Source organism: Comamonas sp. UBA7840 (genome assembly GCF_002501455.1).
Taxonomy (GTDB): domain Bacteria; phylum Pseudomonadota; class Gammaproteobacteria; order Burkholderiales; family Burkholderiaceae_C; genus Comamonas; species Comamonas jiangduensis.
In genome coordinates this window covers 14018-33709 of record NZ_DLTI01000032.1, presented here as the reverse complement: position 1 = coordinate 33709, position 19692 = coordinate 14018, and the positions used below count along the sequence as shown (strand labels likewise).

General features: G+C 55.4%; 19 protein-coding genes and 1 tRNA gene. All 20 read left to right on the top strand.

Translation table 11 applies throughout. The annotated features are described in order from the left end of the window. The first annotated feature begins 159 nt into the window (after window positions 1-159). The 20 genes from pnp (at window position 160) to B3R00_RS12625 (ending at window position 19331) form a co-directional block, all read left to right on the top strand. Entirely contained in the window at window positions 160-2391 is a 2232-nt protein-coding gene (pnp, locus tag B3R00_RS12720) for a polyribonucleotide nucleotidyltransferase (RefSeq protein ID WP_286999328.1), read from the top strand. Between the two features lie 178 nt (window positions 2392-2569). Further along, window positions 2570-3316: a triose-phosphate isomerase gene (tpiA, locus tag B3R00_RS12715; RefSeq protein ID WP_286999327.1), complete on the top strand. Its 747-nt coding sequence runs from the start codon at window positions 2570-2572 to the stop codon at window positions 3314-3316. A 38-nt stretch (window positions 3317-3354) separates the two neighbouring features. Further along, window positions 3355-3717 (top strand): preprotein translocase subunit SecG, encoded by a 363-nt coding sequence (gene secG / locus B3R00_RS12710; RefSeq protein ID WP_286999326.1) that lies wholly within the window; start codon window positions 3355-3357, stop codon window positions 3715-3717. A 129-nt stretch (window positions 3718-3846) separates the two neighbouring features. After that, a tRNA-Leu gene (locus B3R00_RS12705) sits at window positions 3847-3931 on the top strand. Between the two features lie 72 nt (window positions 3932-4003). Next, window positions 4004-4363 carry an NADH-quinone oxidoreductase subunit A gene (locus tag B3R00_RS12700; RefSeq protein ID WP_286999325.1) on the top strand — a complete coding sequence of 120 codons (360 nt, stop codon included), beginning with the start codon at window positions 4004-4006 and terminating at the stop codon, window positions 4361-4363. A gap of 31 nt (window positions 4364-4394) precedes the next feature. Further along, window positions 4395-4874, top strand: a complete 480-nt coding sequence (locus B3R00_RS12695) for a NuoB/complex I 20 kDa subunit family protein (protein WP_042418791.1) — start codon at window positions 4395-4397, stop codon at window positions 4872-4874. Window positions 4875-4886: 12 nt separating this feature from the next. After that, window positions 4887-5495 carry an NADH-quinone oxidoreductase subunit C gene (locus tag B3R00_RS12690; protein WP_286999324.1) on the top strand — a complete coding sequence of 203 codons (609 nt, stop codon included), beginning with the start codon at window positions 4887-4889 and terminating at the stop codon, window positions 5493-5495. Window positions 5496-5525: 30 nt separating this feature from the next. Continuing rightward, window positions 5526-6779 (top strand): NADH-quinone oxidoreductase subunit D, encoded by a 1254-nt coding sequence (locus B3R00_RS12685; RefSeq protein WP_286999323.1) that lies wholly within the window; start codon window positions 5526-5528, stop codon window positions 6777-6779. Beyond that, window positions 6776-7267 carry an NADH-quinone oxidoreductase subunit NuoE gene (gene nuoE / locus B3R00_RS12680; RefSeq protein ID WP_286999322.1) on the top strand — a complete coding sequence of 164 codons (492 nt, stop codon included), beginning with the start codon at window positions 6776-6778 and terminating at the stop codon, window positions 7265-7267. Before B3R00_RS12685 ends, nuoE begins: the two co-directional genes overlap by 4 nt. Then, window positions 7264-8637 (top strand): NADH-quinone oxidoreductase subunit NuoF, encoded by a 1374-nt coding sequence (gene nuoF / locus B3R00_RS12675; protein ID WP_286999321.1) that lies wholly within the window; start codon window positions 7264-7266, stop codon window positions 8635-8637. Before nuoE ends, nuoF begins: the two co-directional genes overlap by 4 nt. Window positions 8638-8657: 20 nt before the next feature. Next, a complete protein-coding gene (gene nuoG / locus B3R00_RS12670; protein ID WP_286999320.1) occupies window positions 8658-10778 on the top strand; it encodes an NADH-quinone oxidoreductase subunit NuoG in 2121 nt (706 codons plus the stop codon). Then, window positions 10775-11851 carry an NADH-quinone oxidoreductase subunit NuoH gene (nuoH, locus tag B3R00_RS12665; RefSeq protein ID WP_286999319.1) on the top strand — a complete coding sequence of 359 codons (1077 nt, stop codon included), beginning with the start codon at window positions 10775-10777 and terminating at the stop codon, window positions 11849-11851. The genes nuoG and nuoH overlap by 4 nt, the downstream gene beginning before the upstream one ends. A gap of 11 nt (window positions 11852-11862) precedes the next feature. Beyond that, window positions 11863-12372 carry an NADH-quinone oxidoreductase subunit NuoI gene (nuoI, locus tag B3R00_RS12660; protein WP_219164006.1) on the top strand — a complete coding sequence of 170 codons (510 nt, stop codon included), beginning with the start codon at window positions 11863-11865 and terminating at the stop codon, window positions 12370-12372. A gap of 30 nt (window positions 12373-12402) precedes the next feature. Next, window positions 12403-13077 carry an NADH-quinone oxidoreductase subunit J gene (locus B3R00_RS12655; protein ID WP_286999318.1) on the top strand — a complete coding sequence of 225 codons (675 nt, stop codon included), beginning with the start codon at window positions 12403-12405 and terminating at the stop codon, window positions 13075-13077. Beyond that, window positions 13074-13382 (top strand): NADH-quinone oxidoreductase subunit NuoK, encoded by a 309-nt coding sequence (nuoK, locus tag B3R00_RS12650; RefSeq protein ID WP_042418761.1) that lies wholly within the window; start codon window positions 13074-13076, stop codon window positions 13380-13382. Before B3R00_RS12655 ends, nuoK begins: the two co-directional genes overlap by 4 nt. A 28-nt stretch (window positions 13383-13410) precedes the next feature. Beyond that, window positions 13411-15447 (top strand): NADH-quinone oxidoreductase subunit L, encoded by a 2037-nt coding sequence (gene nuoL / locus B3R00_RS12645; RefSeq protein WP_286999317.1) that lies wholly within the window; start codon window positions 13411-13413, stop codon window positions 15445-15447. 9 nt (window positions 15448-15456) lie between these two features. After that, window positions 15457-16932, top strand: coding sequence for an NADH-quinone oxidoreductase subunit M (locus B3R00_RS12640; protein ID WP_286999316.1), 1476 nt, complete (start codon window positions 15457-15459; stop codon window positions 16930-16932). A gap of 23 nt (window positions 16933-16955) precedes the next feature. Beyond that, complete coding sequence (nuoN, locus tag B3R00_RS12635) at window positions 16956-18449, top strand: NADH-quinone oxidoreductase subunit NuoN (RefSeq protein ID WP_174863096.1); 1494 nt, start codon at window positions 16956-16958, stop codon at window positions 18447-18449. A gap of 15 nt (window positions 18450-18464) precedes the next feature. Beyond that, on the top strand, window positions 18465-18776 hold the full coding sequence (locus B3R00_RS12630) for a DUF2818 family protein (protein WP_286999315.1): 312 nt from the start codon (window positions 18465-18467) through the stop codon (window positions 18774-18776). Between the two features lie 72 nt (window positions 18777-18848). Then, a complete protein-coding gene (locus tag B3R00_RS12625; RefSeq protein ID WP_286999314.1) occupies window positions 18849-19331 on the top strand; it encodes a DUF1178 family protein in 483 nt (160 codons plus the stop codon). Window positions 19332-19692: the final 361 nt, after the last annotated feature.

The following is a 19692-nucleotide window of genomic DNA, read 5'->3' as shown; positions in this document are numbered from 1 at the left end:
AAAACAGAGCGAAGCTGTGTCATTCCATAACCGTGTTTACGGTGAAAGTGCTGTAGTTTTGATAGCTGTAAGCGCGCTTGTGGAATGGCATCGTGTTCTGTTTTGCCTCCAAAACATTGCTGGGTGTGCGCATCCAGCTATTCCAATAGGAGTACATACATGACGATGTTCAATAAAGTGACCAAGACTTTCCAGTGGGGCCAACACACTGTCACCATGGAAACCGGCGAGATCGCTCGCCAAGCTTCCGGCGCTGTGCTGGTCAATATCGACGACACCGTGGTGCTGGCCACTGTGGTGGGTTCCAAGATTGCCAAGGCCGGTCAAGACTTCTTCCCTTTGACGGTTGACTACATCGAGAAGACTTACGCAGCGGGCAAGATCCCTGGTAGCTTCTTCAAGCGTGAAGCCAAGCCTTCCGAGCTGGAAACTCTGACTTCGCGTCTGATCGACCGCCCCATCCGCCCTCTGTTCCCAGAAGGTTTCTATAACGACGTGCACGTGGTGATCCACACCATCTCGTTGAACCCTGAAGTGGATGCCGACATTGCTGCAATGATCGCGACTTCCGCAGCCTTGGCGGTGTCCGGCTTGCCTTTCAATGGCCCTATCGGTGCAGCCCGCGTGGGTTACATCAATGGCGAATACGTGCTCAACCCCGGCCAGACACAGCGCAAAGATTCGCTGATGGATCTGGTGGTGGCTGGCACTGAATCGGCTGTGTTGATGGTGGAATCTGAAGCCCAGCAGTTGCCTGAAGAAGTGATGTTGGGTGCTGTGGTGTATGGCCACGAGCAAAGCCAAGTTGCTATCAACGCCATTCATGACTTGGTGCGTGAAGGCGGCAAGCCTGCTTGGGATTGGACTGCACCTGCCAAGGATGAAGTGCTGATCGCTAAGGTGGCTGAGTTGGGTGAAGCCAAGCTGCGTGCCGCTTACCAAGAGCGCAACAAGCAAGTGCGTACGCACGCTTGCCGCGTGGCCTACGGTGAAGTCAAGGCTGCGTTGACTGAGCAAGGCATTGCCTTTGACGGCGTCAAGGTTGAAAGCATGCTGTTCGATATTGAAGCCAACATCGTGCGTTCGCAAATTCTGGCGGGTGAGCCCCGTATCGACGGTCGCGACACCCGCACCGTGCGTCCTATCGAGATCCGCAACTCGGTGCTGCCCCGCACCCACGGCTCGGCGCTGTTCACCCGCGGTGAGACCCAGGCGCTGGTGATCTCTACGCTGGGTACCGAGCGTGATGCGCAGCGTATTGACGCGCTGGCTGGTGAGTTTGAAGACCGATTCCTGTTCCACTACAACATGCCTCCCTTTGCCACTGGTGAAGTCGGCCGCATGGGTTCGACCAAGCGCCGCGAAATCGGTCATGGTCGACTGGCCAAGCGCGCACTGGCCGCTTGCCTGCCCTCCAAGGAAGAATTCCCCTACACCATCCGCGTGGTGTCGGAAATCACTGAATCCAACGGCTCTTCGTCGATGGCATCGGTGTGCGGCGGCTGCTTGTCCATGATGGATGCAGGCGTGCCCATGAAGGCGCACGTGGCCGGTATTGCCATGGGTCTGATCAAGGACGGCAACCGCTTCGCCGTGCTGACCGACATCTTGGGTGATGAAGATCACCTGGGTGACATGGACTTCAAGGTGGCAGGTACCACCAACGGTATTACCGCGCTGCAGATGGATATCAAGATCCAAGGCATCACCAAGGAAATCATGCAAGTGGCCTTGGCGCAAGCCAAGGAAGCGCGCATGCACATCCTGGGTAAGATGCAAGAAGCCATGGGTGAGGCTAAGACCGAAATCTCGTCCTTTGCCCCCAAGCTGTTCACCATGAAGATCAACCCCGAGAAGATTCGTGACGTGATCGGCAAGGGTGGTGCAACGATCCGTGCGCTGACCGAAGAGACTGGCACCCAGATCAATATCGAGGAAGATGGCACCATCACCATCGCCGCCACCGATGGCGACAAGGCCGAAGCTGCCAAGAAGCGCATCGAAGAGATCACTGCCGAAGTGGAAATTGGCAAGGTGTACGAAGGCCCGATCGTCAAGATCTTGGAATTCGGTGCGCTGGTCAATCTGCTGCCAGGCAAGGATGGTTTGCTGCACATCAGCCAGATCGCGCACGAGCGTGTGGAAAAGGTTACCGACTACCTGCAAGAAGGCCAAGTGGTCAAGGTCAAGGTCTTGGAGACGGATGACAAGGGTCGTGTGAAGCTGTCCATGAAAGCTTTGCTGGATCGCCCTGCTGGTATGCCTGAGCGCACTGAGCGCCCTGCGCCTGTAGATCGCCAGCGTCGCGAATATCGTGAGCCCCGTCAGCCGCGTGCTGAGCAAAACGGTGCTGCCGATGCTGACCAGCAGCAACAACAGCAACAGCAATAAGCCCTAGGCTTGATGCGTTCCGCAAGCTGAGGTTTGCGGGTGTGCTATTGAGAAAATAGCTGCTAGCGCTTGCTGCACAAGGATTTAAGCCATATTTGGCTTAAATCCTTTTTGTAATTGGTGGCGTGGCTTGGGCTCAATACCGTGATCGATTCCATCTTGATGATGTTGTAACTCCATGAAGAAGAAACTGATTGTTGGTAACTGGAAGATGAATGGCAGCTTGCAAGCCAACGCAGACTTGGTGTCTGGATTGGTGCAAGGGCTGCCCGCTCCGCTGAACTGTGGCGTGGGTGTGGCTGTGCCTGCTGCATATTTGGCGCAGGTGCAGGCCTTGCTGCAAGGCAGTGCGATTGCGGTGGCGGCGCAAGATGTGTCGCAGCATGAAAAAGGTGCTTACACCGGTGAGGTGTCAGTATCCATGCTGCAAGACTTTGGGGTGCGTTACGCGCTCGTGGGTCACTCAGAGCGTCGCCAATACCACGGTGAGACGGATGCGGTGGTTGCCGCCAAGGCGCAAGCTGCGCTGGCTAAGGGCATCACGCCAATCGTTTGTGTGGGGGAAACCTTGCAGGAGCGTGAAGCTGGTCAGACCGAGCAAGTGGTCAAGCGCCAACTCGCGGCAGTGATTCACCAGGTGGGTCCGTGCGTGAGTGAGTTGGTGGTGGCGTACGAGCCCGTCTGGGCAATCGGGACAGGCAAAACGGCAACGCCTGAGCAGGCGCAAGCAGTGCATGCCGTGTTGCGCGCGCAGCTGGCAGCTGCCACGGCGCATGCTGAGCGAGTGCCGCTGCTGTACGGCGGGAGCATGAATGTAGTCAATGCTGCGCAGTTGCTGTCGCAGGCGGATATCGATGGCGGCCTGGTGGGAGGGGCATCCCTCAAGGCGGCTGACTTTTTACAGATCATTGCAGCAGCCAATTAATGGCTGGGTTGCGGGTGTTTAACTGAGGAGTAGAAGAGATGAGCGCGTTCGCGACATTGATTTTGGCGGTGCAGATGCTGTCTGCGCTGGGCATGATTGGTTTGGTTTTGATGCAGCACGGTAAAGGTGCTGACATGGGTGCTGCTTTTGGTAGTGGCAACTCTGGTAGTTTGTTTGGTGCCAGCGGCAGCGCGAACTTCTTGTCGCGCAGCACGGGGGCGCTGGCTACCGTGTTTTTTGTGGCGACATTGGCGTTGGCTTATTTGGGTAACGCACGTCCTGTCAGCACGGGCAGTGTTTTGGAGGCGGTGCCAGCAGTACCTGCGGTCACAGCGCCGGCTGTGGATAGCACCGTACCCACGGCACCTGCACAAGGCGTGGATCAGATCCCTGCCAAATAATTGGTTTAAACCCTTGGTAAATGCTGTAGCGCAGCATTTATCGGGTTAGAATCCTCAGGTTGCTCAGAAAGCGATAGCCCAGTTAGAGGGGGCTCCTCATGCGATCTGAGTGATTTGAGACGTAAAAATGCCGTCGTGGTGGAATTGGTAGACACGCTATCTTGAGGGGGTAGTGGCGAAAGCTGTGCGAGTTCGAGTCTCGCCGACGGCACCATCATAAATACAGCCTGCCCATGATCAGGCAGTGGTCGAGGGCAAGGTCAACAAGCGGAAAACGCGACCTCACATGAACCTCGAGCAATATCTCCCGGTCCTGCTATTTATTTTGGTGGGCATCGCCGTGGGAGTCGTTCCCTTAGTTCTTGGCTATGTTCTAGGCCCTAATCGCCCGGATGCTGCCAAGAATTCCCCCTATGAATGCGGCTTTGAAGCCTTTGAAGACGCGCGCATGAAATTCGATGTGCGCTTCTATCTGATCGCCATTCTTTTCATCTTGTTTGACTTGGAAATCGCTTTCCTTTTGCCTTGGGCCGTTGCGCTGCAAGACGTAGGGGTGGCCGGTTTTGTCGCTGTTCTCATTTTCCTGAGCGTTCTGGTCGTGGGTTTTGCCTACGAATGGAAAAAGGGCGCCCTGGATTGGGAATGAGCACCACGTAATCCTCAAAAAAGGACACACGATGATTGAAGGCGTGATGAAGGAAGGCTTTGTCACCACTAGCTATGACGCTGTGGTGAACTGGGCCAAAACCGGTTCTATCTGGCCGATGACATTTGGGTTGGCGTGCTGCGCGGTAGAGATGATGCATGCTGCAGCTGCGCGTTATGACTTGGCGCGTTTTGGTGCGGAGGTGTTTCGCCCCTCGCCCCGTCAGTCTGACTTGATGATTGTCGCTGGAACCTTGTGCAACAAGATGGCACCTGCTTTGCGCAAGGTGTATGACCAGATGTCAGAGCCTCGCTGGGTGCTGTCGATGGGTTCTTGTGCCAATGGTGGTGGTTACTACCACTACAGCTATTCGGTGGTGCGTGGTTGTGACCGCATTGTCCCGGTGGACGTGTATGTGCCGGGCTGCCCTCCCACAGCCGAAGCGCTGATCTACGGCATCATCCAGCTGCAGCAGAAAATCCGCCGCACGAACACCATCGCCCGCGTTTAAGGAGCCGAGAGGATGTCCGCATTTGCAATTCAGCCCGAAGCACTTCGGGATGTGGTGGCCGCTGCCTTGGGAGACCAAGTTCGCAGCATCACCGTTAAGCTGGGTGAAGTGACTGTAGAAGTCGCTGCCTCTCAATATTTGGATGTGATGCGCAAGCTGCGCGATACGCCGGGCTGTCAGTTTGAACAACTGGTTGACCTGTGCGGCGTTGACTATTCCGCCTACAAAGAAGTTGGGGTTGAAGGCGCGCGCTTTGTTGTTGTTTCGCACCTGCTGTCCGTGAGTTTGAACCAGCGTGTTCGTGTCCGTGTGTCTTGCGCAGATGATGACTTCCCAATCGTCGCTTCAGTGTGCGAGTTGTGGAGCAGTGCCAACTGGTTTGAGCGCGAAGCGTTTGACCTGTTCGGTATTGTGTTTGAAGGTCACACTGACTTGCGCCGCATTTTGACCGATTACGGTTTTATTGGTCACCCCTTCCGCAAGGACTTCCCGCTGTCGGGTCATGTAGAAATGGCTTATGACACCGAGCAGCGCCGCGTGGTCTACCAACCAGTCACGATTGAGCCGCGTGAAATCACGCCTCGCATCATTCGTGAGGAGAACTACGGAGGCTTGCACTAACAGGCGCGTAGCGTTTGTTGGATGAAGAAAATGGCTGAAATCAAGAACTATTCCATCAACTTTGGTCCGCAGCACCCAGCAGCACACGGTGTGTTGCGTTTGGTGCTGGAGCTGGACGGTGAAGTGGTCCAGCGCGCTGACCCGCACGTTGGTCTGCTGCACCGTGCCACAGAAAAGCTGGCTGAGCACAAAACTTATATCCAGTCGCTGCCTTATATGGATCGACTGGACTATGTGTCCATGATGTGCAATGAGCACGCCTACTGCTTGGCCATCGAAAAGCTGCTGGGCCTGGAAGTGCCCAAGCGTGCGCAGTACATCCGTGTGATGTTCAGCGAAATCACCCGCTTGCTGAATCACCTGATGTGGCTGGGCTCCAACGGCATGGACTGCGGTGCATCCACCGTCCTGATGTGGACCTTCCGTGAGCGTGAAGACCTGTTTGATATGTACGAAGCCGTGTCCGGCGCGCGCATGCATGCAGCCTACTTCCGTCCCGGTGGCGTCTACCGCGACTTGCCTGACACGATGCCGCAGTTCAAGGCCAGCAAGGTGCGCAATGCCAAGGGCATTGAGAAGCTGAATGCCAACCGCCAAGGTTCGCTGCTGGACTTTATTGAAGACTTTACCAATCGTTTCCCCAAGTGCGTCGATGAGTATGAGTATCTACTCACCGACAACCGCATCTGGAAGCAGCGTATGGTGGGTATTGGTGTGGTGACACCGGAGCGTGCGCTGAATATGGGCTTTACAGGTCCCATGCTGCGTGGCTCGGGCATCGCGTGGGACTTGCGCAAGAAGCAGCCTTACGAGATCTACGACGAGCTGGACTTTGACGTCCCTGTTGGTAAAACCGGCGACTGCTATGACCGCTATTTGGTGCGTGTGGCCGAGATGCGCCAGTCCAATGAGCTGATCAAGCAGTGCATCAAGTGGCTGCGAGCCAACCCTGGCCCTGTCATCACAGAAAACACCAAGGTGGCACCACCGACCCGTGAGGACATGAAGTCCAACATGGAGTCGTTGATTCACCACTTCAAACTGTTCACTGAAGGCTTCAAAGTGCCAGAAGGTGAAGCCTATGCCGCAGTGGAGCACCCGAAGGGTGAGTTCGGTATTTACATGGTAAGTGATGGGGCCAACAAGCCTTATCGCTTGAAGATTCGTGCCCCTGGTTTCGCTCACTTGGCGATGATGGACGAGGTGGTCAGCGGCCACATGCTGTCCGACGTGGTGGCGATCATCGGCACTATGGATATCGTGTTCGGAGAGATTGACCGATGATTACTGAAGCGACCAAAGCGCGCTTTGCGCGTGAAGTGGCCAAGTACCCGGCCGACCAAAAGCAGTCTGCCGTGATGGCCTGCCTGTCGATTGCGCAGCAAGAGCTGGGCTGGGTCACGCCCGAGAGCGAGGCAGTCATTGCCGAGGTGCTGGACATGCCGCAGATTGCCGTGCATGAAGTCACGACCTTTTACAACATGTACAACCAAAAGCCCGTGGGCAAGTACAAGTTGAACGTCTGCACCAACCTGCCTTGCCAACTGCGCGATGGCTACAAGGCATTGCACCATTTGGAAACCAAGCTGGGCATCAAGATGGGCGAGACCACGCCGGACGGCATGTTCACCTTGCAACAGTCGGAATGTCTGGGCGCCTGCGCCGATTCTCCGGTGATGCTGGTGAACGACCGTTGCATGTGCAGCTTCATGAGCAATGAGAAGTTGGACGAATTGGTGGACGGCCTGCGTGCTGCGGAGGACAAGGCATGACCACCATCCTAAACAATCCTGCTGCCAACGACGTGCTGGCCAAGTTTGCCTCTTCGGGCAACGAAACCTGCTTCCACGGCCGCCACATTGAGCCCCAGATCTACAAGGATTTGAACGGCAAGAATTGGTCCCTCAAAGACTACGAAGCCCGTGGTGGCTACCAGGCCCTGCGCAAGATATTGGGTCAAGACGGCGGGCCTGGCCTGACCCAGGACGAGGTCATTGCCACGGTAAAGGAATCGGCCCTGCGTGGTCGTGGTGGTGCAGGCTTTCCTTCCGGTCTGAAGTGGAGCTTCATGCCTCGCCAATTCCCAGGTCAAAAATACCTGGTATGCAACTCCGACGAAGGCGAGCCAGGTACGTGCAAGGACCGCGAAATCCTGATGCATAACCCACACATCGTGATCGAAGGCATGGCGATTGCTGCCTATGCGATGGGCATCAACGTCGGTTACAACTACATCCACGGGGAAATCTTCCAAGCGTACGAACGCTTTGAAGCTGCTTTGGAAGAAGCTCGCGATGCAGGGTATCTGGGTGACAACATCATGGGTTCGAACTTCAGCTTTCAGCTGCATGGTCACCATGGCTTTGGCGCTTACATTTGCGGCGAAGAAACGGCATTGCTGGAATCGCTGGAAGGCAAGAAGGGGCAGCCCCGCTTCAAACCGCCATTTCCTGCCAGCTTCGGCCTTTATGGCAAGCCCACCACGATCAACAACACCGAGACATTTGCAGCGGTGCCTTGGATCATTCGTAACGGCGGCAATGCCTACTTGGAATGCGGCAAGCCCAACAACGGCGGCACCAAGATTTTCTCGGTCAGCGGCGACGTGAATCTGCCCGGTAACTACGAAGTTCCCATGGGCACGCCGTTCAGCAAGCTGCTCGAACTGGCTGGCGGCGTTCGTACAGGTCGTAAGCTCAAGGCAGTGATCCCTGGTGGCTCGTCTTCGCCCGTGCTCCCTGCTGACATCATCATGGAATGCACGATGGACTACGACTCCATCTCCAAGGCAGGTTCGATGTTGGGCTCTGGTGCTGTGATCGTGATGGATGATTCGCGTGACATGGTGGAAAGCCTGTTGCGTCTGTCGTACTTCTATCAGCATGAGTCCTGTGGCCAGTGCACACCTTGCCGCGAAGGCACAGGTTGGCTGTGGCGTGTGGTCAAGCGTATTCAGGAAGGCGAAGGCCGACCAGAAGACATTGAACTGCTGGATTCCGTATCCGTGAACATCATGGGCCGCACGATTTGTGCGCTGGGCGACGCGGCTGCAATGCCCGTGCGCGCCATGATCAAGCATTTCCGCCACGAGTTTGAAGCCAAGATTGCCGCGGCTGCGAAGTCGGGCTCTACAGCTGCCTGATCGCGAGAGGCGAGAGACATATGGTTGAAATTGAACTAGACGGCAAGAAGGTGGAAGCCACCCCCGGCAGCATGATCATGCATGCAGCTGAAAAGGCTGGCACCTATATTCCGCACTTTTGCTACCACAAGAAACTTTCTATTGCTGCCAACTGTCGTATGTGCTTGGTGGAAGTGGAAAAGGCGCCAAAGCCACTGCCAGCCTGTGCTACGCCTGTGACGCAGGGAATGATCGTTCGTACCAAGAGCGATAAAGCCATCAAGGCGCAGCAGTCGGTGATGGAGTTTTTGCTGATTAATCACCCTTTGGATTGCCCTATTTGCGACCAAGGTGGTGAATGCCAGCTGCAAGACTTGGCAGTGGGCTACGGCGGTACATCTTCGCGTTACGAAGAAGAAAAGCGTGTAGTGGCTCACAAAGAGGTGGGGCCTCTGATCTCGATGGAAGAGATGAGTCGCTGCATCCATTGCACACGTTGCGTTCGCTTTGGCCAAGAAGTGGCCGGCGTGATGGAGCTGGGCATGGTCAACCGCGGCGAGCACTCGGAAATCACCACTGTGCTGGGTGATACCGTGGACTCCGAGCTGTCGGGCAATATGATCGATCTGTGCCCAGTGGGTGCGTTGACCAGCAAGCCTTTCCGCTATAGCGCACGTACCTGGGAACTGTCGCGCCGCAAATCGGTGTCGCCGCATGACTCTACTGGTGCCAACCTGATCGTTCAGGTGAAGAACCACAATGTGATGCGCGTCGTTCCTTTTGAGAACGAGGCCATCAACGAGTGCTGGATTGCTGACCGCGATCGCTTCTCTTACGAAGCACTGAACAGCGACGAGCGCTTGACACAGCCCATGATCAAGCAGGGCGGTGAGTGGAAGACGGTGGACTGGCAGACCGCGTTGGAATATGTGGCGAATGGCCTAAAGCAAATCAAGGAACAACACGGTGCGAACAGCATCGGTGCCTTGGTCAGCCCCCACAGTACTCTCGAAGAGTTGTTCCTTACGGGCCAACTGCTGCGCGGCATCGGCAGCGATAACATCGACTGGCGCCTGCGCAATGCGCAATTTAATGTTGATGAAGGCGTGCGCTGGCTGGGCACTTCGGTTGCTAGTTTGTCTGAGTTGCAAACTGCTTTGGTGGTGGGTTCGAACCTGCGCAAGGATCACCCCCTGTTTGCACAGCGCATTCGCCAAGCGACCAAGAAGGGCGCCCAAGTGTTTGCCTTGAACTCCAAGGTGTACGACTGGGCGATGCCTGTGACCGCTTCGGTAGTGGCCGCACAAGACTGGGCGCAAGCACTGGCAGATGTGGCAGCGGCGGTGGCTGCTGCCAAGGGCGTGCAAGCCCCCTTGGCTGGTCAAGCCAACGCAGAAGCCCAAGCGATTGCTCAAGCCCTGATGGCTGGCGAGCGCAAGGCGGTGTTGCTCGGCAATGCTGCTGCGCACCACGCTCAAGCTGCTGAACTGCTGGCGCTGGCCAACTGGATTGCAGGGCAAACTGGTGCCACCGTGGGCTACCTCACGGAGGCTGCCAACACCGTGGGTGCGCAGTGGGTCAAAGCACAGCCCCAAACCGGTGGTTTAAATGCAGCACAGATGATTGCCGGTGGTTTGAAGGCAGCAATTTTGCTGAACAACGAACCTGCATTCGATACCGCTGCTGGGCAGCAAGCCCTGCAAGGCTTGAACAAGTCGGAGATGGTGGTGACCTTGAGCCCGTTCAAGGCCAATATGGAAATCAGCGACGTACTGCTGCCTATTGCACCTTTCACCGAAACTTCAGGCACCTTCGTCAACGCAGAAGGCCGCGTGCAAAGCTTCCACGCGGTGGTCAAGCCCTTGGCTGAAACCCGTCCCGCTTGGAAGGTATTGCGTGTACTGGCTAATTTGCTGGGTGTGCAAGGCGTTGATTACGAATCGTCGCAAGACGTGCTGACAACCGCTATTGGCACCGGGACTAACGAAGTCCCCGCCAACGTGTTGAGCAACGCCACCAAGGTGGCCGCGCGAATCATAGGTGAAGCGGTGGCCGAGCCTGCAGTGGCAAGCATCTATCAACTGGACAGCATTGTCCGCCGTGCGACATCGCTGCAATTGACAGCAGATGCGCGCGAGGCACGTCAGGGAGGTGTCGCATGATTGATCAACTCAAGATTGCAGGCGCAGGCCTGGTGGATGCGGTTTGGTGGGCCGAGGTGGCGTGGCCTGTGATATGGATTCTGCTGGGCATCATCGCCATCGTGGCACCTTTGATGATTGCCGTGGCTTACCTGACTTTGTGGGAGCGCAAGTTTCTTGGATGGATTCAGGTGCGTCCTGGCCCCAATCGGGTAGGTCCTTGGGGCTTGCTGCAGCCCATGGCCGACGGCTTGAAACTGCTGACCAAAGAGCTGATCATGCCCACCGTGGCAGCCAAAGGGCTGTTCTACGTCGGGCCTGTGATGGCCATCATGCCTGCATTGGCTGCCTGGGTGGCAGTGCCCTTTGGTCCTGAAGTGGCGCTTGCCAACGTCAATGCCGGTATTTTGCTGATCATGGCAATCACTTCGATAGAAGTGTATGGCGTGATCATTGCTGGCTGGGCTTCTAACTCCAAGTACGCTTTCTTGGGGGCGTTGCGTGCATCGGCACAGATGATCAGCTATGAAATTGCCATGGGCTTTTGCTTCTTGGTCGTCATCATGGTGACTGGCAGCATGAACTTGACACAAATTGTCGTAAGCCAAGGCCAGGGACAGTTTGCTGACATGGGGCTGAGTTTCTTGTCTTGGAACTGGTTGCCTTTACTGCCCATCTTTTTGGTCTACCTGATTTCTGGTGTGGCAGAAACCAATCGCGCACCTTTTGACGTGGTCGAAGGCGAGTCAGAAATCGTGGCTGGTCACATGGTCGAGTATTCGGGCATGGGCTTTGCGATCTTCTTCCTGGCTGAGTACGCCAGCATGTGGCTTGTGTCTATCTTGGCCGTCACAATGTTCATGGGTGGCTGGCTGCCGCCAGTGGAAGCACTGTCGTTTATTCCTGGCTGGATTTGGCTGGCTGTAAAGACGGCTTTTGTGGTGAGTTGCTTTATCTGGATTCGCGCCACATTCCCTCGCTTCCGTTATGACCAGATCATGCGTCTGGGCTGGAAAATCTTCATCCCTGTCACCTTGGTGTGGCTGGTCATCGTGGGTGCATGGTTGCACTCGCCTTGGAATATTTGGAATTAAGCGGGGACATCATGGCTGCTGTTGCTGCTACACCTTTTTCTATCAAAGACTTCTTCAAGAGCTTCCTGCTCTGGGAGCTGTTCAAGGGCATGGCCCTGACTGGTCGTAAGGCGTTTTCGCCCCACGTCACTATTCAGTTCCCTGAAGAAAAGACACCACTATCCCCACGCTTTCGCGGGTTGCATGCTTTGCGCCGTTATGACAACGGTGAAGAGCGGTGCATTGCCTGCAAGTTGTGCGAGGCTGTGTGCCCCGCCATGGCGATCACGATTGAGTCTGACGTGCGTGATGACGGCTCGCGCCGTACTACGCGTTATGACATCGACTTGACCAAGTGCATCTTCTGCGGCTTCTGTGAGGAAAGCTGCCCGGTTGATTCGATCGTGGAAACACAGATCTTGGAATACCACGGCGAAAAACGTGGCGACCTGTACTTCACCAAGGACATGCTGCTGGCTGTGGGTGATCGTTATGAAACCGACATCGCCGCTGCTAAAGCGGCTGATGCCAAGTACCGCTAAAGCGGCTCCTGATCCAGAAAGATTCGAATCATGGATGCCAAAACTGGTTTCTTTTATCTCTTTGCTGCGGTAATGCTGTTTGCAGCTTTCCGCGTGATCACGTCGCGTAACCCTGTTCACGCGGTGTTGAACTTGATCCTGGCTTTTTCGCAAGCTGCTGGTATTTGGCTGCTGCTGAAAGCGGAGTTCTTGGGCATTGCCTTGGTGGTGGTGTACCTGGGCGCGGTGATGGTGCTGTTTATGTTCGTCGTGATGATGTTGGATATCCGCATTGATCGCGTACGTCAGGGTTTCTGGAAGCACTTTCCTGTGGCAGCGTTTGTCGGTGCAGTAGTTGCTTTGGAAATGGCGCTGGTACTAATGGCAGGCTTTGGCTCTGTTGATGAGGTCAAGCCTGTTGCCGAACTGCTGAGCCAGCAAGGAGAAGTGCTGCCTTATTCCAATACCCAAGCATTGGGCCGTCTGCTTTATACCCAATACTTGTACCCCGTTGAAATTGCCGCCGTTTTGCTGCTGGTGGCAATGATCACCGCGATTGCGTTGACGCTGCGTAAGCGCAAGGACACCAATAAAGCGATCAACCCTGCGATCCAGGTACGTGTACGTGCTGCGGATCGAATCAGCCTGGTCAAGATGGCAGCCACCAAGGCTCCTGTTGCTCCTGCTGCTACAGAGGGTGAGACCGCTGTGGAGGAGAAAAAATGACGCTCACACTAGGGCATTTCCTGACGCTGGGAGCGATGTTGTTCGCTATCTCGGTGATCGGTATTTTTCTGAACCGGAAAAATCTGATTGTCTTGCTGATGTGCATTGAACTGATGCTCTTGGCGGTCAACACCAACTTTGTGGCCTTCTCCCACTATCTGGGTGACATGCATGGCCAAGTGTTTGTGTTCTTCATCCTGACAGTTGCGGCTGCGGAATCGGCGATTGGCTTGGCCATCCTGGTGCTGCTGTTCCGTAACAAGTCCAGTATCAATGCGGAAGATCTCGACACCCTCAAGGGTTGAGACGCCGGTATTTGCAAGGTTCTGAAGAATGAGTCAAACACTTTCTGCATCCATGCTCCTGGCAGTACCGCTGGCTCCGCTGGCGGGTTCTGTTCTGGCAGGCATATTTGGCACGGCCTTTGGTGGCAACAAGTTCGGTCGTGGCATCAGTCACTCGCTGACCATCTTGGGCGTGCTGATCTCTTTCATCTTGTCGGCACTGGTTTTTCAATCGGTGGTTTTCGACGGAGCACGCTTTGATCAAACCATTTACGAATGGATGAAGGTCGGCAGCCTGAAGATGGAAGTCGGTTTCTTGATCGACTCCATTACCGCCATGATGATGTGTGTGGTGACCTTTGTGTCACTGATGGTGCATATCTACACCATGGGCTATATGGAAGAAGATGACGGCTATAACCGCTTCTTCTCGTACATCTCCCTGTTTACCTTCTCCATGCTGATGCTGGTGATGAGTAACAACCTGCTGCAGCTGTTCTTTGGCTGGGAAGCGGTGGGCTTGGTGTCGTACCTGCTGATTGGCTTCTATTACAAGAAGCCCACTGCCACGTTTGCCAACATGAAGGCATTCTTGGTCAACCGTGTGGGTGACTTCGGTTTCATCTTGGGTATTGGCCTGATTGCTGCCTATACCGGCACGCTGCACTACGCTGAAATCTTTGCCAAGTTGCCAGAATTTGCCACGCACACCTTGCCTGGCACCGATTGGTCGCTGGTCACGGTGACCGCCATTTGTTTGTTCATTGGTGCCATGGGCAAGTCGGCGCAGTTCCCGCTGCATGCTTGGCTCCCAGATTCCATGGAAGGCCCCACACCTATCTCCGCACTGATCCACGCGGCTACCATGGTGACGGCGGGTATCTTTATGGTGTCGCGCATGTCTCCGCTTTATGAGCTGTCGGATGTGGCGCTGAACTTCATTTTGGTGATCGGTTCCATCACGGCCCTGTTCATGGGTATCTTGGGCATCATCCAGAACGACATCAAGCGCGTGATTGCGTACTCCACGCTGTCGCAGCTGGGTTATATGACTATTGCGCTGGGTGTGTCGGCTTACTCCGTAGCCACGTTCCATCTGATGACACACGCGTTCTTCAAAGCGTTGCTGTTCCTCGGGGCTGGCTCTGTGATCATGGGTATGCACCACAACCAGGACATTCGCTGGATGGGTGGTGTGCGTAAATACATGCCCATCACTTGGATCACGTTCCTGTTGGGTAACCTTGCACTGATCGGTACGCCTTTCTTCTCGGGTTTTTACTCGAAGGACGCGATCATTGAAGCCGTGCGTGCCTCAAACCTGCCAGCCTCCGGTTTTGCTAACTTTGCCGTTCTGGCTGGTGTGTTCATCACGGCGTTCTACTCGTTCCGTCTGTACTTCATCGTGTTCCACGGTAAAGAGCGTTACGACCAGAATCCGGATGCCCACCACGATGACCACCATGGTCATGACGATCACGGCCATGGACACGATGCCAAGCCGCATGAGTCGCCTTGGGTGGTGACGGCGCCGCTGGTGCTGCTGGCCATTCCCTCGGTGGTGATTGGTGCGATTGCACTGATGCCCATGCTGTTCGGAGGCTTCTTTGATGGAGTGATCTTCATCGATCACGCCAAGCACCCTGCGATGACGGAGTTGGCAGAGAAGATTCACGGCTGGTTGCCTATGGCTCTGCACGGTTTCCAGACAGCGCCTTTCTGGCTGGCTTTGGCAGGTGTTGTAGTTTCGTACCTCTTCTATATGGTCAAACCAGAGATTCCTGCGGGCATCATGGCTTTCTCCAAAAAGATTGGTCTGTACCAAGTCCTGGAAGGCAAGTACGGCGTGGACTGGGTGTACGAAAACATCTTTGCCCGTGGCGCACGTGTCTTCGGTACCGTGTTCTGGAAGGCCGGAGACCAAGCCGTTATTGATGGCGCGCTTGTGAATGGCTCTTGGAAGATTGTGGGCAAGATTGCTTCGGTGATCCGTTGGTTCCAGTCTGGTTACATCTACCACTACGCGTTGGTCATGATTTTGGGCATTTTCTTGCTCATGACCTACTTCGTGTGGCTCAACAAGTAAGGAAGAAAAATGGGTTTGTTGAGTCTTGCCATTTGGACACCTATCGTCTTTGGTGTCCTGCTGCTGGCCTTCGGTAAAGACAGTTGCGCGCGTGGCGTGCGCTGGGTCGCACTGATTGGCTCCATCTTGGGCCTGCTGGTTACGGTACCGCTGTATACAGGCTTTGATACTTCTTCGGCGAACATGCAGTTCGTTGAAAAGCTGCTGTGGATTGAGCGTTTCAATATCCACTATCACCTGGGCCTGGATGGTCTGTCGTTCTGGTTTGTGCCGCTGACGGCCTTCATCACTGTGATCGTGGTGCTGGCTTCGTGGGAAAACATCACCGAGCGTGTGAACCAGTACATGGGCGCGTTCCTGGTGCTGTCGGGTCTGATGATCGGTGTGTTCGCGGCACTGGATGGACTGTTGTTCTACGTGTTCTTCGAAGCCACCCTGATCCCGATGTATCTGATCATCGGTATTTGGGGCGGCCCCAACAAGATCTACGCGGCCTTCAAGTTCTTCCTGTACACCTTGATGGGTTCGTTGCTCACCCTGGTGGCCATCATCTACTTGTACAACGTCTCCGGTGGCAGCTTTGACATCCAGACGTGGCACAAGCTGCCCCTGGGTTCATTGCCCCAGACCCTGGTGTTCTTCGCCTTCTTTGCGGCGTTTGCCGTGAAGGTGCCCATGTTCCCGGTGCACACCTGGTTGCCCGACGTGCACGTGGAAGCGCCCACCGGCGGCTCTGCCGTTCTGGCAGCCATCATGCTGAAGCTGGGTGCATACGGTTTCCTGCGTTTTTCTCTGCCTATCGCTCCAGACGCTTCGCGTGAATGGGCGTGGCTGATGATCGCGCTGTCGCTGATCGCGGTGGTCTACGTGGGCATGGTTGCCTTGGTGCAAAAGGACATGAAGAAGCTGGTGGCTTATTCGTCCGTGGCGCACATGGGCTTTGTGACTCTGGGCTTCTTTATCTTCAACGACCTGGGCGTGTCCGGCGGTATCGTGCAGATGATTGCCCACGGCTTTGTCTCGGGTGCGATGTTCCTGTGTATTGGCGTGCTGTATGACCGCGTGCATTCGCGCGACATCGCTGCCTATGGTGGTGTGGTCAATACCATGCCCAAGTTCGCGGCCTTTGCACTGCTGTTCGCCATGGCCAACTGCGGTCTGCCAGCCACTGCCGGTTTTGTGGGCGAGTGGATGGTGATCCTGGGCGCCGTACAGTTCAACTTCTGGGTGGGCCTGCTGGCTGCAACGGCACTGATTTTTGGTGCGGCTTACACCCTGTGGATGTACAAGCGTGTCTACTTGGGCCCTGTGGGTAACGACAACGTCAAGAACCTGGAAGACATCGGTTGCCGCGAGTTCTTGATTTTGGCGATCTTGGCCATTGCGGTGTTGTACATGGGCCTGTATCCCAAGCCCTTTACCGACGTGATGGATCCCTCGGTGGCAGAGCTGCTCAAGCACGTCGCCCAATCCAAGCTTCCTTGACCAGACTGAACTGAGAGATTGAGATGATTGACAACATCAGCTGGCTTTCGATCTACCCAGAGATCGTGCTCTTCGTCATGGGGTGCGTGATTACTCTGGTGGATCTGGGTGTGAAAAGCACCCGTCGTACGGGCACCTATGTGCTGACCATGTTGACCTTGGCCTTGGTGGCCATCATGCAGGCCAACTATGCTTTGAGTGGCAACACCTTCTATGGCTGGAGCAACATGGTTGTCTCCGATGCCATGGGCAACTGGCTCAAATGTTTTGCCACGGTCGCCATGATGGTGACTCTGGTGTACGCCCGCCCTTACTCGGCGGATCGTGACATGTTGCGCGGTGGAGAGCTGTTCACGCTGTCTATCTTTGCGCTGCTGGGCATGTTCATCATGATCAGTGCCAACAACTTGCTGCTGATCTATCTGGGTCTGGAGCTGTTGACCCTGGCCAGCTATGCGCTGGTAGCTTTGCGCCGTGATCACACGGTGTCTACCGAAGCTGCCATGAAGTACTTTGTGCTGGGTTCGCTGGCATCGGGCTTCTTGCTCTATGGCTTGTCCATGGTGTATGGCGCCACCGGTTCGCTGGATATTGGTGAAATTTTCAAGGCCATCAGCTCGGGCGAACTCAAGCACCAAGTGCTGGTGTTTGGACTGGTTTTTGTCGTGGCTGGCTTGGCATTCAAGTTGGGCGTGGCACCTTTCCACATGTGGGTGCCCGATGTCTACCATGGTGCGCCTACCGCCATCACGGCCTTGATTGGCGGCGCGCCCAAGCTGGCTGCATTTGCGATTGTGATCCGCTTACTGGTAGATGGCATGCTCCCCTTGGCCTTCGACTGGCAGCAAATGCTGGCGGTGCTGGCGATTGCCTCGCTGCTGATTGGTAACTTGGCCGCGATCGCACAAACCAACCTCAAGCGCATGCTGGCCTACTCGACCATCTCGCAAATGGGCTTTGTCTTGCTGGGCCTGCTGTCGGGTGTGATCGGTGGGGAAGTAGATCCAGCGCGTGCCGCCAACGCGTACAGCTCGTCCATGTTCTACGTGGTGACTTACGTACTGACCACGCTGGCAACGTTCGGTGTGATCTTGTTGCTGTCACGCGAAGGCTTTGAGAGCGAAGAGATTGCCGACTTTGCGGGTCTGAATCAGCGCAGCCCCTTGTACGCCGGCATCATGGCAGCGTGCTTGTTCTCCATGGCAGGTATTCCACCTCTGGTGGGCTTTTACGCCAAGCTGTCGGTGCTGCAAGCGCTGGTGGCTTCGGGTGAGACTTTCTACATCGGCCTGGCGATCTTCGCCGTGCTCATGTCTTTGATCGGTGCCTTCTATTACCTGCGGGTCGTGAAGGTCATGTACTTCGACAAGCCCTTGACCGCTACCACCGTGTCTGCGCCTTGGGATGTGCGTGCGGTGCTGACCGTCAACGGTGCACTGGTTTTGATCTTGGGCATTGTTCCCGGTGGTTTGATGTCCTTGTGCGCCGATGCGATCGTGCGTGCACTGGCATCCTGACCGATAATCTGAAGCGTGACTCAAACCGCTTCTATTTGGTTGGTGATTTTGGCGGCCCTGGTGGCCGCCAATTTGCCTTTTATGAATGAACGCTGGCTCATGGCTGGTCCTGTGGCTGCTTCTTCCAAGAAGCCGCTGTGGGGCAGGCTGTTTGAACTGGTACTGCTGTACTTTGTGGTTGGCGCGCTGGCATTGCTGCTGGAGCGTCGCTCGGGTCAGATTTATCCCCAAGGCTGGGAGTTCTACGCCATCACGGCGACACTGTTTCTGACATTGGCCTTCCCGGGCTTTGTCTGGCGTTACCTTACCAAGCGCCGCAGCAGCTAAGCTGCGCGCTTCGCACAAAGGCAGGGTTGCGACTCTGCCTTTTTTATTGCCCTTATCTGTTGTTGTGCACACATGAAGGTGTTTGACCTGCATTGCCCCCAAGACCACATCTTTGAAGGCTGGTTTGCTTCTGAGGTGGATTTTCAGCGCCAGCTGGAATGCGGTTTGGTGGAATGCCCCATGTGTGGCAGTAAACAGTTGCGCAAAGGCTTGAGTGCCCCGCGTCTTAACTTGGGCGCAAAGCCGGTGTTATCTGCAAGCGCCGTACCTGCAGAGCAAGCTGCCCCTTCACCAGCCACCACCACTACGCAGGAGCGCCATAGGCTGCATGCCTTGCAGGCAGCCTGGCTGGAAGCGTCGCGCAAGATTGCCGCAAACACCGAAGACGTGGGTGAGAAATTTGCCGATGAGGCTTTGCGCATGCACAAAGGCCAAGAGCCAGAGCGCCCCATCCGTGGGCAAGCTACGCCCCAGCAGGCAATCGAATTGCTGGAAGAAGGGGTGCCTGTGCTGCCCCTGATCTTGCCTAAAAACAGCAAAGAAACACTGCAATAAGCTTTGCTGTGCGGCATTAAAAGTAGAGCGCTTGGCGCTTGTCTTTTCATGTTTTCCGATTGTTTCTTGCCTGAAATTATTGATCTCACTGCGCAAGCAGCTATCTTTTTTTATGTCTCGTGCTGCTACGTTAACCCGCGTACCAGCGCTCATCGTGCGGCTGAAGCTGACAAAAAGCCGTCGACATGCAGGTTGAGTGACAGCTTTTTTAGTTTGATAGTTAGTGTTTGCTTTCTGTTTTTGATTGGTCAAATAGCGATTTCTTGTTTTAGTAACAGAGAGTAGGGTAAGTGCTTAGGTTGTAAGTCATAGGCACAAGCCCTAGTGCGGGGGCTGAAACCTCGCACATACGATGCACCGC

What these genes read in the sequence shown, in the direction of transcription:
- nuoF (WP_286999321.1), top strand. Translation starts at nt 7,264, where the DNA reads ATGACCACCATCCTAAACAATCCTGCTGCCAACGACGTGCTGGCCAAG.
- nuoH (WP_286999319.1), top strand. Translation starts at nt 10,775, where the DNA reads ATGATTGATCAACTCAAGATTGCAGGCGCAGGCCTGGTGGATGCGGTT.
- nuoN (WP_174863096.1), top strand. Translation starts at nt 16,956, where the DNA reads ATGATTGACAACATCAGCTGGCTTTCGATCTACCCAGAGATCGTGCTC.
- nuoL (WP_286999317.1), top strand. Translation starts at nt 13,411, where the DNA reads ATGAGTCAAACACTTTCTGCATCCATGCTCCTGGCAGTACCGCTGGCT.
- B3R00_RS12700 (WP_286999325.1), top strand. Translation starts at nt 4,004, where the DNA reads ATGAACCTCGAGCAATATCTCCCGGTCCTGCTATTTATTTTGGTGGGC.
- B3R00_RS12640 (WP_286999316.1), top strand. Translation starts at nt 15,457, where the DNA reads ATGGGTTTGTTGAGTCTTGCCATTTGGACACCTATCGTCTTTGGTGTC.
- B3R00_RS12690 (WP_286999324.1), top strand. Translation starts at nt 4,887, where the DNA reads ATGTCCGCATTTGCAATTCAGCCCGAAGCACTTCGGGATGTGGTGGCC.
- nuoK (WP_042418761.1), top strand. Translation starts at nt 13,074, where the DNA reads ATGACGCTCACACTAGGGCATTTCCTGACGCTGGGAGCGATGTTGTTC.
- tpiA (WP_286999327.1), top strand. Translation starts at nt 2,570, where the DNA reads ATGAAGAAGAAACTGATTGTTGGTAACTGGAAGATGAATGGCAGCTTG.
- B3R00_RS12625 (WP_286999314.1), top strand. Translation starts at nt 18,849, where the DNA reads ATGAAGGTGTTTGACCTGCATTGCCCCCAAGACCACATCTTTGAAGGC.
- nuoI (WP_219164006.1), top strand. Translation starts at nt 11,863, where the DNA reads ATGGCTGCTGTTGCTGCTACACCTTTTTCTATCAAAGACTTCTTCAAG.
- B3R00_RS12695 (WP_042418791.1), top strand. Translation starts at nt 4,395, where the DNA reads ATGATTGAAGGCGTGATGAAGGAAGGCTTTGTCACCACTAGCTATGAC.
- nuoG (WP_286999320.1), top strand. Translation starts at nt 8,658, where the DNA reads ATGGTTGAAATTGAACTAGACGGCAAGAAGGTGGAAGCCACCCCCGGC.
- nuoE (WP_286999322.1), top strand. Translation starts at nt 6,776, where the DNA reads ATGATTACTGAAGCGACCAAAGCGCGCTTTGCGCGTGAAGTGGCCAAG.
- pnp (WP_286999328.1), top strand. Translation starts at nt 160, where the DNA reads ATGACGATGTTCAATAAAGTGACCAAGACTTTCCAGTGGGGCCAACAC.
- secG (WP_286999326.1), top strand. Translation starts at nt 3,355, where the DNA reads ATGAGCGCGTTCGCGACATTGATTTTGGCGGTGCAGATGCTGTCTGCG.
- B3R00_RS12685 (WP_286999323.1), top strand. Translation starts at nt 5,526, where the DNA reads ATGGCTGAAATCAAGAACTATTCCATCAACTTTGGTCCGCAGCACCCA.
- B3R00_RS12655 (WP_286999318.1), top strand. Translation starts at nt 12,403, where the DNA reads ATGGATGCCAAAACTGGTTTCTTTTATCTCTTTGCTGCGGTAATGCTG.